This is a genomic window from Geomicrobium halophilum (assembly GCF_014207655.1).
GTDB lineage: Bacteria > Bacillota > Bacilli > Bacillales > Marinococcaceae > Geomicrobium > Geomicrobium halophilum.
Genome location: NZ_JACHHJ010000005.1, coordinates 154,759 through 169,830, shown reverse-complemented (window position 1 = coordinate 169,830; position 15,072 = coordinate 154,759). Strand labels below are relative to the sequence as shown.

The following is a 15,072-nucleotide window of genomic DNA, read 5'->3' as shown; positions in this document are numbered from 1 at the left end:
TCCAGTCCCGCAAACATGATACAAGAATCCTTCGTGTTAAACCCGCGGTTTATAACATAAGATCGGGGGACACTTGCCTATCATGTCCAGCACATGATAGACCGTTCCGGGGATGCTATCTCAGGTAACGTTCTCCTTTTACTGCTTATCCTCTCTTCTGTTATAACATTTTCAAAGAGAAAAGTAGAGAAAAACGATTGGAATAAGACTTGTCGCACAAGACGCAAATAAACAGCTGCGTCCTATCAACACAGCTGCTGAATCATTTCCTTTTTATTCATCATTCAGGGCATAATTGCTGCTCCTCTATTCAATCGTAAATACAGCCTCATTTCCGTCCCCTTCTTCTACAAATTCAATATTCTCGTATTCCTGGGTGTATTCTTTAGCTTCAGAAGCACTTTCGAAAAGAACCTCCCCTTCAGCCTCAATCGGGGAGAGCTCCCAATTATTTGAAGGCTCAATATCAAGGGGACCATCATGATCAATCACATAGTCGATCACCAATTGCCGGTTTTCTTCTGTTGTTTCAAGCACGGTTTCAATGTCTTCATCAAGGTGTCCACCGCCACCGCCGGCTCGATAATTATTGGTCGCAACAAAGAAGCGGTCGTCTGTCCCTACGTCCTCACCGTCATAGCTTAAATTCTGAATCCGTTCTCCCTCTTCTTTTGTTACGTCAATCTCATAGTTAACATTCTCGATCACGTCAAAATTGTAGCTTGAAAAATCGAGATTAACCAAATCTTGCTCTTCATCACTGTCCGGATCAATCCGGTGGAAATTAGCCGTTGAATATTCAAGCCAGTTTTTAAGTTGTTCTCCATTTACTTCTATCACGTGTAACGTATTTGGATAGACATAAATATCATTCATATCACTAATGGCAATGCTGCCTTCATCAACGTAGGTAAAGTCCCCGCCTCTACCTGCACGGAATGGAGCAGCGGCTGATAGCAGCGGTACCTCTTCTTCAAGCTCCCCATCTTCTTGTAAGGATTCTATATAATCGAGTTGTGCATCATTAATCAGTTGAACCACTTCATTGTCAACCACTCTTGAAAAATACGTATGCATAGAAGATGCCGTTTCTCCAACCGGAGTATTCACATATTCAATTGTGTCCTCGTGCACTTCCCGAGCAATTTCTTCAACATCATCATGAGATTCGGCATCTGCAGTGCTGAAAATTTCAGCGTTTGCAGTCTCAACCGTCCATTCTTCATCATCATACTGCAGATCAAGTGTGATGACGCCAAGATGACTTCCCCACGAACCTGGCATTACTGTAGGCACATCATTGATGGTCCCTTCATCTGGATCGACACCCTCCATACCATTGTAATCTTCATCAGAAGGAAATTCGGAGTGTTGATGACCGAGAAGCATCGCATCAATATCATCAACTTCGCTAAGAGGGATGGCCGCATTTTCACTTGGATGATCCCCATCATCAATCCCGGTATGACTAATGGCAACTACAATATCTGCACCTTCTTCTTTCATTTCTGGAACATGTTTTTCAGCTGCCTCTACAATTTCCATCGTTTCCACTTCACCATCCAGATGGGCATAATCCCACTGCATAATCTGTGGCGGGACAAAACCAATCATTCCAATGGTAAGTTCTTCTCCGTCTATCTCTTTTTCCATTAAGGTGTACGGTTCATAGACTGGATCTTCTGTTCCCGGTTCTACAACATTCGCACTCAACCAGGGGAAATCGGCATCATTGATCGTTTGATTCAGAAAATCAAGCCCAAAATTAAATTCATGGTTACCGATCGCGGCAGCGTCGTAATCGATTTCATTCATCACGTCCATAATAACGTGTGTTTCGTCCTCCTCTAACCCCTCAATCTGAGCAGGCATATCACCTAGGATACTTCCCTGAATGGTATCTCCATTATCTATAAGGATGTTGTGGTCATACTCACTTCTTTTTTCTTCAATAACAGAATAAACTTTAGAAAGACCTATGGAATCATCTTCTTCATCATTCATATAGTCATAAGGAAGTACATGAGCATGAATATCAGTCGTCCCTAAAATAGCAAGAGTTGATACGTCTGTCTCTGATTCATTAGATACCTCAGAACTTGTCGTATCATCATCACTACTGCTCGCGAACATTGTAACAGCAATAATTGCCGCTACTGCAACGAGTATAGGTATCCATAATTTTTTTCCCATTTCTTGATCTCCTCTCCTACATTTGACAATAGGTTATCAATGGAAGATAACAAAGACAAGTTTTCATACAAAAATCGAGAAGATGTAATCATTGAGACCGTGCGATTCGAAAAAACTTGATCCAAAAGCTCTAACTTTATACTTTTCGGAATTTTTTAATATTATGATCTGGAAAAGCAGGTTTCCAGTAAAAGAATGTCGTATAATATAAGAGAAAATGATAAAATCTTAGAGCGAGTGACGAGAGACCGGGAGTTAGATTGATGTCTCTATAATAAAAGAAAGGAGTGTGTATACATGGAATTCGGCATTTTAACGCTGCTGCCTCCAGCGCTGGCCATTATTCTCGCTATTTTAACTCGTAATGTCATCCCTTCTTTATTCGCTGGAATATGGATTGGAGCCACGATGTTGTCGGATTGGAATCCATTCATGGGCATTTATGTTACCTTTCAGGATTTTATTATTCCTGCGATAGGAGATGAGTGGAACGCGACCGTTTTGGTTTATGTAGCCTTATTTGGTGTATTAATTGCTTTCTTTCAACGAACGGGCGGAGCTGAAGCCTTGGCTCAAACCATCTCCAGGAAGGTAAAAACCCGGAGTGGAGCCCAAGGATCTACAGGGGTATTAGGACTGGTTTTATTCATTGACGATTATTTTAATGCGTTAACGGCTGGAAGTGTCATGCGCTCTGTTACAGATAAAATGAAAATTTCCCGGGAGAAGTTGGCTTACATTGTTGATTCTACATCTGCACCTATCTGTTTGCTCGTTCCCGTTTCCACTTGGGTCGTTTTTGTCATGGGTTTGATCGGTTCTCAATTTGTTGAGCTCGGTATTTCTCAATCAGAATATATCACTTACCTATGGACGATCCCGTTTAACTTTTACGCAGTATTTGCTGTTCTGTTCGTATTCATTATTATCTATTTAAAATTCGATTATGGACCGATGGCTAAAGCGGAGTTCCGTACAGTAACCACAGGGAAGGTAAAGCGAGACGATGCGCAATCGCCTTCTGCTGATGAAATTACACAAGTAGAGCCTGTAACAACCAAGCCAAAATTAAGCAATCTGGTCGTCCCTTTGATCGTCTTAATCGCGCTGATTCCTCCCCTATTTTTATGGACGGGCGGCTACCCAGAAAATGATGTGGTAACAGCCATTGGTGAAGCAGACGGTGCAATGTCCATTCTCATGGCCGCATTTACCGCTGGTGTTCTCGGACTGATCATGGGAATGAGTCAAAAGCTATTTTCCTTTAAAGAAGCGGTATCGATTTACATGAGCGGGATTAAAGGAATGACTCTTGTTTTTATCATCTTAATACTCGCCTGGTCTATCGGAGATGTTGCCTCTGAGATCGGTACCGCGGAATTTGTGAGTCACTATGCTGAACAACTGGTCACCCCAGGCATTATTCCAGCGCTCATCTTTATCATTTCCGGTGTCGTTGCATTTACAACGGGTACGGCTTATGGCACTTTTGCCATCATGATTCCGATTGCGATGCCTATCGCTGTTTCGCTAGAGCTATCGATACCATTAGCCATTGCTGCCGTATTGAGCGGAGGAATCTTCGGAGACCATTGTTCTCCCATTTCCGATACGACGGTTCTTTCTTCAGCAGGGGCCTCTTGTGATTTAGTGGATCACGTGAATACCCAGCTTCCGTATGCCCTAACCGCTGGTGTCAGTGGGATTATTGCTTTCATTGTTGCTGGATTTACAGAGTCCATCTTAATGGCTTTTGGGGCCGGCCTAGTTGCTCTAATCGCACTCGCATTCGTTCTCAATCGTATGTGGGGCAAAAAAATCCCTGACCAAAACACTACTTCATGAATACAGCGAAGGAGGCACCCGCGTAAGAACCTTTAAAAGGATGTTCAAAAAGTCCGGGAAAACTTCCTCGAAAGAGAAAATCACTTTTTCATCGTGCGAGGATGATTCGAGGAAGAGGATTCCAGAGCCGTCGAATTTCTGCGTCAGCTTGCTTGAACTTCTCGGCTCTTTTTGTCCTCCTTTTTGAACACGCACTTTAACCAAAGGTTCTTATTCGGGATTTTCTATTTTAATCATCAAGTTCCTCTTCCCCATGGTCTTCTCCATACATTTCACTGGCATCCTGTTCTATAATCTCCACATCGTCCGGCAGAACATCCTCAAGCGATACGAGCTCTTCAGAATACTCTGGGTCCACTTCAAACTCCAAGACAGCAGGTATATATTCAAGATCTTGGTTGATCACGACATAAGATTCTTGTTCCAACCAGTAATCCGTATTTTCAAAGGTGACATGATACGTATCATATCCGTTCACCGTATCCTCACCATTATAGGCAGCTTCCTTTCCTACCAGGCTTTCTAATTGAGTCCTTTGCGTAACAAGCTCCTCAGGGTCTTGATCGATGCCCGTCTCATCAATCCGTATAGCGGAATCTTCTCCTTCGGTATACATAATGGTATACTCTCCATCGCTAGCTGTGAAGTAGGTAGGCTGATCCACTCCATCTAGTTCTTGACGCACTTCAACCGAGCCATCATCGTGAAAGAACGTCCACTCTTTAATATGATCTTCAATTACATTTTCACCGTCATCAACTTCAATAACCGATTCAACGTAAAGAGCATCCCGCTCCTTTTCCGCTGCAATGGCAGCTTCTAAAATCTCTTCTCCTGTGAGCTCATCATTTTCATTTGTCTCTTCGTTATTATCTTCGTTGCGAGCCTTTTCAACTTCCTCATCTGTATTACCAGACTCTTCAGTTGATTCTTCTACATCAACGCTCTCCTCCACCTCGGTTTCAGTTTCACCTTCATCCGCATCCGCTTTGTCATCGACTTCTTCTGCGTCTTCATTAACTACTTCATCAACTTCCTCTGCTTCTTCGTCATCATTTCCTCTGTCCGGCTCTTGAATTTCAGCTACTTCTTCCTCATCATTTCCTCTGTCCGGTTCTTGAATCTCACCTGCTTCTTCACCATTATTACACCCTACAACGATGAGACTAAATAGGGGAATAGCGATCACTTTGTTACATGTTTTCATATGTACGACTCAACCTCTCTCGCTCGAAAAATTAGCGTATGTTTATCGTATATTCTACTATATTCCTATAAAAAATTCCATTTATTGTTATGATATAGTATTAAATACTTAAGTGAAGCTGGTTTGCGACCATATTAATGATAGAATGGAAGTTCACCTTTATGCCCCCGTTTAATTCCAGATCACATGCCGAAGGATCTGTACTTTCGCCGAAACCCCTGTTGGTCTCGCGGAATCATCATCCTGGGTGCCGAATCCCCCGTTACCTCCGCCGAATAATGAAAAAGATACCGCTGAAATATTCGACCCACCCGCATGAAAACGTAAGCCGTGAAGTGTTAAGTGAAAATAAAGTTCTTTACCGTTGGAGCCGTGAAACCTCATTGTTCCGTTCAAACATGCGGATTAATCAAAAAATAGTTCTTTACTTTTTACATTAATCCATCCATTGCATACGAAATTTGTGATAAATTAATTGATGAAGAGTTTCCATATCTTCATCTTCGATAGGTCTTATGTACACAAAGCTTCCCTGTATCACCATAATAACTCCTAATTTCGTTTCTCATTTTTAAGAAAAGCATACATTGTAAAATTTTTCATCATAAGCAAAAACTTTAGGGTTTATGCAACAATCTGGCCTTATGCAGAAGGACGAACTTGTTCAATTAAGCTCGTTTGCTTTACAACTCAGATCTCCATCACATCAGTATTTTTGTATAATAAACTAACTAAAATACAAAATGATAAACAAGACCATAGATAGAGCTAGTAGCCAAAATATTGTATACCTTAAACCTTGATTCTTTTTTTCACTTCCTTCTTTGTTTGATTTCCTCCAATAAAAATCATGCAGGAACCATATACCAATCCATTGAGGTATTGATACTCCAATCATAATCGGCAACGCAACTTCTAACCGGAATGGTTCACCTTCAATTAGGTTAATAATTTAAACCACAAACCCTACAATAAAAGGACAAATTATGCTATAAATCAGCTTTTGTGTTTTTTTCATTGGTTTGTTCTTTTTATTTGTAGTCTCCCTCATAAGTACCCACTTCCCTTTTTGCAGAAGACCGTTTTAAAAGGAAATAATCCCCCATAAAACAAAAAGTATTAAAATCATAATTCCAAAATATAAAACATTATTTTTAAGATTTCTTCCTGAACCTTTATTTGCTATTCTCTGCTTCTCTTGTTTTACCAACCGTTTTCGGAATACAAGCCAAAATAATGTGCTAACTATCGAGAAAAATATAAAAAAGCTAACTATCTCAACGAGACTTCTTAGATCCCCATCTCTAAACAAGGAATGAAAAAAAATGCCGACACAAACAAAAAGAGGGATAAGAATAGCATGCTGAATAAACACCTTCTTACTTACCCGATTATGTTCCGTCTCATCCTCCATCAAAAACCCCCTTGTTGAACAATATAGCGTGATTATGGTACATCTTTTATTCAATTAAAGCGCCCTTTAGTTGAACTAAGAAAGTTCCGACCCTAAATTACTCAAACGATCTATTCATTAACACTATTCGCCAGCCATCTGGATCTTCTATGGTAATTCCTTGCTCTTTCCAGTATCCATTTTCAGGTTCCACCTCTCCATATCCCATTTTTTGTAATCGATCAGATACTTTATTTATTTCATTTTTATCAGTTATATAGAAAACTAACAGATTATCTTTAGTAGGTGCAAGGCATGGACTTCCGTCAATATGACGGGTGAATTCCAAGTGATAATTAACATCTGGTAATCCAATAATAACTCCCTCATACCCTCTATGCCCTTTAAATTGCTGTATTTGTTTAAGTCCTAATCCACTTACATAAAAATCAATGACCTCTTCAAATTTTTCTGTCGGCCTAGCTATTCTAACTTGAGCTGCTGTGAAGTCGTTAAATTCCATGTAGTAACCAACTTTCTGCTTTATGTTAATAACTATCGTTGTTCAAGAATCTGGCCCGATAAAGGCACAATGAGTTATTCAACTCTTGCGCCCGATTGTGGTAAGCTATCAAGGGGTTACTCTCCTAAACCTTTTAACCATTCGTGCAATCTTGCTTTAGGATAGTACACCTTATCATTTATAAGAACGTATTTTATGTCAGAATATTCCTGAATTAATGTTTTTGCATCTTCTTTCGGTATTCCCATAAAATAATGAACATTTTTTCCTTTATCAATTCGTGTTCATTATCATCATTAATCACTAAGACTATCTTCTGCATTTGGATTTTTAAAGTTTTTAAGCCCATTACCTATAAAGTACCCTGCAGCAGCAATGCTTAAGGCTAACAAGGTTAAACTAAAATCCATATAGATACCCCCCTCGAATATAAATAACCTTATTCTGCTACAACTTTATTCCATTAAAGCGCTCCTTTAGTGGAAGAAAGATAGGTCACATATAAGCTGGTATACAGGATTATAAGTGACGTCTAACCTTACCTTTATCCAACACGTCCTTCACTTTGTTTTTGGCTATAGTATTTACTTTTCGAGTTATCAAATACAACCAGATTAATCATCAATCCTAAAGTCAAAAATGCAAATGAACCAATGATATAAACTGGACGAATTTCAAATAGATCAGCTGAACCCCCAATCACTGCCGTAAGTAAAATTATTAGCACAGCTTCTAAAATACCTAAAACACTCGAAAACCTCCCCATAATGTTTACTGGGACATTATTTTGATAAAGTTAAAAAACCTGTGTTTGCGAATGACAGGGCAAAGGTTAGAGTGAAAAAGCCTATAGATGCAAACATAAAGTCATGCGAAAACGCAAAAATCAAATAACCAACCGGCGTAAATATAGCACCAACGCCGATTAATATATTAAGTTTTAAGTTTTTAACGAATAAAGCATTTATTAACGAACCAGCTATGATCCCTATTCCCGCAATACTTACCAAAAACCCATACGCACTTTCAGATAATGAAAGCACTTCAGTTGCAAATGCTGCCTCTAAAGAATCTAAAGCAGTCATAAATACAGTCATCCCATTAAAGAGAATGTACACCAACGTAATGTGCAGGTTTGATTTACTAAAACTAAGAATTTGCTTCCAATCATTTCTTATTAGTTTTATGTTTACTTTTTCCGACATTACTGTTTGTCTACTTAATTCCAAGTTCGGAAGTAAAAGGATTATTAAGGCTGATATACATAATGCAAGAGCATTTAATTGGATGGCTAAATACGGGGATCCTAAAATAAACAGAAAACCCGCAATTGAAGGTCCTAATATAAAACCACTTGAATTAATGAAATTTCTAAGTGCATTAAATCTTTGACGATTTGCTTTAGGTATAAGCTTCGTCATGTAGACCATGGATGTAGGCTCAAAAATTGAACTTGCAATATTGATGATAAACACAAATACATAAATTAAAATAAGAGAATCCATATATGGAAGCGAAAATATGAATATCGCTCTCATTAAGTCTAAGGAAATCATCAGATTCCTCTTATTTAATCTATCGATAAAACTTCCCGACCAAAAATTAGTACATATAGTGGCAACTGGTATAAGGATGTACAGAATCGATACCGCTAATGGCGAGCCTGTCATATCCAAAACAACCAAGTTTAGCGAGATTAAATAAACCCAAGCACCTAAATTTGATACACCAATACCTAAAAGAAGCAATAAGGGATTTTTCCACCGCTTCAAATCTCACTCACCCCTAAATTCGATGTTTTGAAACAACAAAAAAGAATCTCACCTCCTAGTCATTAGACTTGAGGACGAGACTCCTTGAATTTAGAAGTTCGCGGTGCCACCCCAGTTTGTTCTTGTGTCACCACAAAAACCTTTTCAAGTACGCCTGCAGTGTATACTGTAGGATATACTCTATCTCTATAACGGGAGAAACCGGCACATCATCAATCGTCATAAAAACGGTATCATATGTGCAGCTCCAAGGTTTGGTTCCATGTACCCGTACATCCTCCATCGCAGCAAACGGGGTTCTCTGTAATGCTTAGCTACATGTACTCTTCTCTTCATCGCTTTTTAGTATGAATATATTGTACTACAATTCAAATAGTTTTAGAACAGTGCCCGAACGTTCTTTCCTTCACTGTTCTTTTTCACCCCCCACTTGGGTTCTTGAGGGACTTCCGTGCGTAATTCAGTGAAGGATACGTCTAACTGAGCATCGATTTTCTTTTCAAATAGGGGCCGATTCGTTTCTCTTTCCGCTTGTTCGATGAGCCACTGTTCACGTTCTTCGTTTGATTTACGTCCGCGTTTTTTGGGTTCTGGCTTTGGCTTTTCTTCTTTAGGTGGAGCTTGATCCCGTGCTTCGAAATGGGTCGCATCGATAGCGACGGTGTCATCGATGATGAAACCTTCCGCAATCGCTTGAAGAACGACTTTTTCTTGGGCTTCTTCTAAGATCGTAGATTCGCTCAGTTTCGTTAATAGTCGGGAATAGGAGGCTTCAGAAGGCGTGTTATCGGAAACGAGAATCCCGCAATTCATCTTGAAAGCAATATCTTCATCGAAGCGTTTCACCAGGTCTTTGATCGTTGGGATCCGCTCGACATATCGGATAAAAACAGAAATACCATGGCTGCGTAATTTAATTCTTCTGGCGCACCAAGTTGGGATTTTTTGTTCCCTACATGACAAATCGCATCCAAATCAATCGCGGAAATAATCGCGTCATAACGGCGGGTAGGTTCCATCTCATATCATTCCTGAATGCCAAATAAGTTCATTCTTTATTCAACAATCGAAATATACAACGAAGTACATGCCGATAGGGTATAAGGTTATATTTTATTACTTCGGACTGCAATCTTTCCGTTGGTTAATATATTTATCCAAGTTTTAAATAAAATGGTTTAATTCTTCTGTAGCGTTCAACTGATATATATTGCTTTCTGTATAATTAGAACCGACTCCGATCCCAAAGCCTGTAATTCCCATATTCATCGCTAATTCAACATCAACTAAAGAATCTCCAATCATAAAAGAATCATCCAAATTAATTTTAGGGTATTTATGGATTGCTTGCTCAATCATTCCTACTTTAGGTTTTATACATGGACAATCCTCAGATTTTCCGTGAGGACAATAAAAGACATCAAGTATGTCTACACCTTCAGATTTTAGGATACTTATCATTTGGTTATGAATATCATGGTATTGGTCGATCGTAATAGAGCCTTCATTAATAATATATTGATTTGTGATAATAATGATTTTATATCCTTTTCCTACAACATACTTTAATGTATTTATTGACCCATCTATAAACACCGGATGCTTTACATTTGTCCATTCATGATCTGGATAATCCTCAATGATTGTGCCATCTCTATCAAAAAATGCAATTTTAAACGCCAATTCCTCCAGAAATCTAAGTAGCACTTATGCCCAATAAGGGTACAGCCCCTTATTCCACTAAAGCGCCTCGTTTGCTGAACAAAAAATTTTACTTCATAACCACAACCAAGCAGTAAATAGCTGATAAAGTATCGGCTTTTTACATCATTGTAGTAATATTTTTCGTTAATTGACGGATGATCCATATAGAAATAACTATTAATAACAGGATACCTGTAACGTCACTCCTAATGAGAGAGAGTCTAATGCTAAAGACCGGCCTGACACAGGTAAATCCAAAGATATTCTTAATAAAGCATCTTTAAGAGATTTATACCGAAAGCAAGGACAATAAATACTAACCCGAGGATTGTACCGCCTGCTTTAAAGCCTACACTAATCAACCAGCCTAGCAAGTAAAATATAAAGATGTTCAAAGCAAATACACCAATAGCCAACACCCAGTTACCAGAAGGATCCACGTTAGGGCTTAATATAACCGAAAGGACTAATTCCGCAATAACACCACCAATATCATCATCTATATCCACTAACACTTCATTTAATATTGCATTAATATCCTATACTTTATAACTCAAATTCAGCACATTTGTTAAAATAAATCGTTCCAACAGAGAAACCAATAAGGTAATGACCGGTCTCACAATCGATAATCCCTGGAAGCGAGGAATGTTCCTATAAAATAATCCTTTCTCGGTAAGCGTCAAATAATCCCCACCTATGGACAGATGGGGGTTTCAGGTATGCTTTATTTAGATTGATTGGGCACGTAGCACGCCTGCGGGAGTGTTGATGACCATGGCAGAAGTTGAGCCAACTGCTCCTTATCCGTCGTATCCCTATGGGGAAGTTCCTCAAACAGATAGCTGAGGTAGTTGAACGGATTCAATCCATTTTCCTTGGCTGTCTCCACGACACTGTAAATGATGGCGCTAGCCTTCGCACCTTTGGCAGTATTGCTGAAAAGCCAATTTTTTCTTTTATGTGCTTAAGCACATAAAAGAAATTATGTTCAACATCAACGTCAACAAAATAAAATTCCTTCCCCGCCTTGATAAGTCTGAATTATTGTTTCACTCCACATAATAGTCCATCTAAAGCAATATCGGGCGCAACATTATTCCGGATAGGCGCTTCGATTCTGGAAGAGTTACTAATTTTTTGTTACCACAATGACACTAAGGTTTTTAAAGAGAGTCACATTTACCCTTAAAATTTTTGCGTTTACCATGTCTTTCTTTGAGGTGATAAGCGTGGTACGTTCTTTTTGTATTCTATATAACCCTCCAGAACTTCATTTATCATCTCCGCTTTCATCTGCTTCATTCCTATAGTTTTGATTTCCTAGCTTTGAATAAATGAAATCTGAACAAACCTCTGTTAATGGCTTTCCTATAGCTTCTTTATAATTGAATCCTAAAAGTTGCATAGTCTGCAATGTGTCGTTATCAACAAGTGCAATAAACTGCTCGACCTTTTCAGCTTGCTCTTTTTGTTTATTAAGATATCTATCAACTTGAATTTCAATATCTCCCCTATTAAATCCAGTCTCGTTCATCTTTGTTTGTATTAATTCTTCACGATCTGGTGCTTGATTGAAAAGTTCAACAACCCTTCTTATGGTGTTTTTCAATAAGTCAATATCTTCTGATGTAATACTGATCTGTTCATAAAGATCTTTATACTGCCTGGCTACATTTTGCAAATCAGATTTTTCATCGAGAAGGGTTTCTACAATCTCGTCATAGATCTCTTTTTGTTCTTCCAGTGTTTTCGCTTCCCTTGCATTTCTTAGTTTATGAGTAGCCCACTCATAAGTATTTCTCCCAATTATTTTCCCAAAAGTTAACGCTAAATCTGTTGCTGGATCCATTATTATTTCCTCCATATAAAAAGTATTATTAGAAATTTCTTTGCTCTATTGTATTGTATAAGGTATTTATTTATAGTGGTTACCACCTACTCTGTAGAAACGTTATGAAATAATTCTGAGCTTAAATTTACCTTGTTAACTTGTAAGGAACTTAACGTATTACTAATTAAATTTGAACTCTCAGTTTTATTTACATGATCAGCAAGCCTATATACAATGTCACCCATCAGCATAATAGTACTTATACGATTGCCTTTATATTCTTTAATATCATTGTACACAAAAACACCATCTTCATTGAAAGAACCATAATTAAAGTTCGTATGAGGATTATAATGAATAAAGCTATTCAAATAGCTATAAGTTCTGTTATAGTAATCCTCTTCATCTAAATCTCTTGCCATAGAAAGTGGACTTCTTGGTTTATCACCCTTACCCTGATTTTCCAAGTACGAGTATTTTTCGAAATTAGACAAAAACTTTTTAGAGTCATCCGCGGGGTGATATTTCCACAGTCGATACATAATGAACTTCCCTAGATCTTCATATTCTTTTCCTAATTTCGCACTTTCGTTATATTCCTTGAGAATATAAGCCATGTGGAAATATCGTTCCAACATTGTTCTTGCTAAAGGTAAAGACTCTAAGTATGAATTTTCCCACCGATCTTCATTCAGAATTGTTTCGGCTGTATATAAAGACCGCCTGAAAGATGAGAATAATGGATAAAAATGGCCCTTCAAAGTATTTTCCATACATAAAAATGTTGTACTTTCGCTTATTAACTCTAATAATTCCCTGGAAATTCTAATATGTTCCCTTTCGTAATTAGATAATTTTTCCATTTGATTAATCCCCTTTCGACCAAACACACTTCGACAAAGAATAACCAAAATCCTGCATATAATTAAAAAGTCCATCCGAATGGATAAAGTGCTATGGTCATTTACAATTTTATAATCTGTCACATGCTTGATAATATTGCACTTTGTATACCCTTGAGGTTTTGGATATCTCAATAATTTCGGTATTATTTTAAGGGGGATATTCTTGTTGTATCCCTTTGTTCGATCTGGCCTGCAAGATCAAACGCTGATCATTATTCCGCATAAGCGCTCGTATCGTATTATAAGGTCAGCCAGTCATTTCTGGTTGACCTATTTTTCATAGGTTTTATTCTGGAGGGAGCCGGGGTAGAACGTAAGCGCTCGTGGGATCCGATCCCGTCCGTAATACTGTTCACCCCCTCCTTGTAGAAACATGTTTGAGGCTGGTTGGGACATCGATCCCGTATAACAAGCGAAGCTATGAAACTACAAGATGAGCGAGGGAAACACCGGCAAATACATTGAGGAAGTAGTGATAAAAGATGGATCCTGTCATTGGCCTGGATATTGCCAAAGGAGAAAGCCAGGTCCTAGCCTTTTTACAAAGGAAAAAACCCTATAAGAGAAGCTTCAAGTTCGCACACAACCTTCACGGATGACATGAATTTTACCGTTTTTATCAAGACGTTGAGCGTGTGTCTGGACGGGCACCAGTCGTCATCTTTGAGTCAACCGGGCACTATCATGAGCCCGTGCTTCAGTTTCTTGAAGAACGCGAGGTGACCTACTATTTGATTAACCCGGTCGTTTCCTATGAAGCGAAAAAGACGAGCCTGCGCAAAGTGAAAACAGACGCCATTGATGCGCATCACCTGTGTGAGCTTTACTACAAAGAAGACCTGGAAGTGTTTCAAAAGAAAACGATACAGACCATGAACTTACGCAACTTAACCAGACAACATCAAGCATTAACCGAAACTTATGTACAAATCAAACTTCAGTTTCAAGCCACATTGGAGCAGATTTTCCCTGAATACCAAAGCGTTTTTAGCGATTTGTATGCCAATATTTCCTTAACCACCTTGCTTCGTTACCCGACCTCTTACGATGTCAAAAACGCAACACAGGAAGAGCTGGCTGCGGAGATGCAACAAACAGGGGCGAAACGCTCCTATGCGTGGTTTTGGCATAAGGCTCGCCTGTTAAAGGACGCAGCTGAACGAAATCCTTTTAAACGAAACACCTATCAAAGTCATCTGGTTAGCCTTCAGATGTACGTTCAAATGCTGTTCCAATACCAAGAGCATCTATCCAAGTTGAAAAAAGAGATAGACGCTCTGGCTGAAACCTTTGAAGCATACCTCATCATCCAATCAATCCCTGGCATTGGGCGTAAGATTGCCGCCACAATCCTATCCGAGATGGGTGATATCAATCAGTTTCAGCACCCTAAGAAACTCGTTGCCTATGCAGGGATTGACCCGAGCGTTCATGAATCCGGGAAGTTTAAGGCTACCATCAATCGAATCACAAAAAGGGGTTCATCAAGGCTTCGGCAAGCTATGTTCACAGCAGTCCAGTGCGGTTTAACCAAAAATCGCAATGCGAAGCTTAAGGCTTTTTATGATCGAAAACGAGAAGAAGGAAAACCACACAAGACCGCTGTTATCGCTTGTGCTAATAAACTTCTTCACTGGATCCATGCCATGGTAAAGCGTAAAGAGGCTTTTGTAGAACAATAGAGGTTTTCAAATAC

The 15,072-nt window shown here is 39.0% G+C and carries 10 protein-coding genes and 3 pseudogenes; 2 read left to right on the top strand and 11 right to left on the bottom strand.

Annotation, left to right across the window (positions count from 1 at the left end):
* Positions 1–306 precede the first annotated feature (306 nt).
* The gene (locus HNR44_RS15510; RefSeq protein ID WP_184405255.1) at positions 307–2,193 is read right to left on the bottom strand and encodes a bifunctional 2',3'-cyclic-nucleotide 2'-phosphodiesterase/3'-nucleotidase; all 1,887 of its coding nucleotides are present in this window, start codon (positions 2,191–2,193) and stop codon (positions 307–309) included.
* Positions 2,194–2,490: 297 nt separating this feature from the next.
* Here HNR44_RS15510 and HNR44_RS15505 point away from each other — a divergent pair, with 297 nt between their 5' ends.
* Entirely contained in the window at positions 2,491–4,038 is a 1,548-nt protein-coding gene (locus HNR44_RS15505) for a Na+/H+ antiporter NhaC family protein (protein ID WP_184405254.1), read from the top strand.
* A 229-nt stretch (positions 4,039–4,267) separates the two neighbouring features.
* Here HNR44_RS15505 and HNR44_RS15500 read toward each other — a convergent pair whose 3' ends face one another.
* The 10 genes and pseudogenes from HNR44_RS15500 to HNR44_RS15450 form a co-directional block, all read right to left on the bottom strand.
* Entirely contained in the window at positions 4,268–5,245 is a 978-nt protein-coding gene (locus tag HNR44_RS15500) for a hypothetical protein (protein ID WP_184405253.1), read from the bottom strand.
* A 1,084-nt stretch (positions 5,246–6,329) separates the two neighbouring features.
* Positions 6,330–6,659, bottom strand: coding sequence for a hypothetical protein (locus HNR44_RS15495; protein ID WP_184405252.1), 330 nt, complete (start codon positions 6,657–6,659; stop codon positions 6,330–6,332).
* Positions 6,660–6,756: 97 nt separating this feature from the next.
* Positions 6,757–7,161 carry a VOC family protein gene (locus HNR44_RS15490; RefSeq protein WP_184405251.1) on the bottom strand — a complete coding sequence of 135 codons (405 nt, stop codon included), beginning with the start codon at positions 7,159–7,161 and terminating at the stop codon, positions 6,757–6,759.
* Positions 7,162–7,943: 782 nt separating this feature from the next.
* The gene (locus tag HNR44_RS15480) at positions 7,944–8,933 is read right to left on the bottom strand and encodes an MFS transporter (protein ID WP_246407553.1); all 990 of its coding nucleotides are present in this window, start codon (positions 8,931–8,933) and stop codon (positions 7,944–7,946) included.
* Between the two features lie 393 nt (positions 8,934–9,326).
* Positions 9,327–9,952: pseudogene (locus HNR44_RS15475) on the bottom strand (transposase); the annotation flags it as partial.
* 145 nt (positions 9,953–10,097) lie between these two features.
* A complete protein-coding gene (locus HNR44_RS15470; protein ID WP_184405250.1) occupies positions 10,098–10,616 on the bottom strand; it encodes an HAD-IIIA family hydrolase in 519 nt (172 codons plus the stop codon).
* Between the two features lie 287 nt (positions 10,617–10,903).
* Positions 10,904–11,146: a hypothetical protein gene (locus tag HNR44_RS15465; RefSeq protein ID WP_184405249.1), complete on the bottom strand. Its 243-nt coding sequence runs from the start codon at positions 11,144–11,146 to the stop codon at positions 10,904–10,906.
* Between the two features lie 218 nt (positions 11,147–11,364).
* Positions 11,365–11,595: pseudogene (locus HNR44_RS15460) on the bottom strand (transposase domain-containing protein); the annotation flags it as partial.
* Positions 11,596–11,910: 315 nt separating this feature from the next.
* Entirely contained in the window at positions 11,911–12,489 is a 579-nt protein-coding gene (locus tag HNR44_RS15455; protein ID WP_184405248.1) for a hypothetical protein, read from the bottom strand.
* An 86-nt stretch (positions 12,490–12,575) separates the two neighbouring features.
* Positions 12,576–13,334, bottom strand: a complete 759-nt coding sequence (locus HNR44_RS15450; protein WP_184405247.1) for a DUF5677 domain-containing protein — start codon at positions 13,332–13,334, stop codon at positions 12,576–12,578.
* Between the two features lie 524 nt (positions 13,335–13,858).
* Here HNR44_RS15450 and HNR44_RS15445 point away from each other — a divergent pair.
* Positions 13,859–15,058, top strand: a pseudogene (locus tag HNR44_RS15445) (IS110 family RNA-guided transposase).
* Positions 15,059–15,072: the final 14 nt, after the last annotated feature.